The organism is Amycolatopsis echigonensis, from assembly GCF_014174495.1.
GTDB lineage: Bacteria > Actinomycetota > Actinomycetes > Mycobacteriales > Pseudonocardiaceae > Amycolatopsis > Amycolatopsis echigonensis.
The window spans coordinates 1-325 of sequence record NZ_JACJHR010000288.1 but is presented as its reverse complement, the minus strand read 5'-3'; the positions used below and the strand labels follow the sequence as shown (position 1 = coordinate 325).

The 325-nt window shown below is 65.8% G+C and carries 1 protein-coding gene; it reads right to left on the bottom strand.

What is annotated here, in order from left to right; translation table 11 throughout:
* On the bottom strand, positions 1-325 hold a 325-nt coding region (locus tag H5411_RS46805; protein ID WP_246370577.1), incomplete at both ends, for a thiamine pyrophosphate-dependent enzyme.

The following is a 325-nucleotide window of genomic DNA, read 5'->3' as shown; positions in this document are numbered from 1 at the left end:
TGGGATGAGCCGGGACGCGGCTTCGTCTTTGTCCTTGAGCACGTCGAAGGCGCCGTCGTTGAAGATCGGGCAGTTCTGGTAGATCTCGACCAGCGCCGAGCCGCGGTGTTTCGCGGCGGCTTCGAGGACTTCGGTGAGGCCCTTGCGGTCGGAGTCCAGCGCGCGGCCGACGAAGGAGGCTTCCGCGCCGATCGCCAGCGACAGCGGGTTGAACGGCGTGTCCAGCGAGCCCATCGGGGTGGACTTGGTGACCATGCCCTGGCCGGAGGTGGGGGAGTACTGGCCCTTGGTGAGGCCGTAGATCCGGTTGTTGAACAGCAGGATT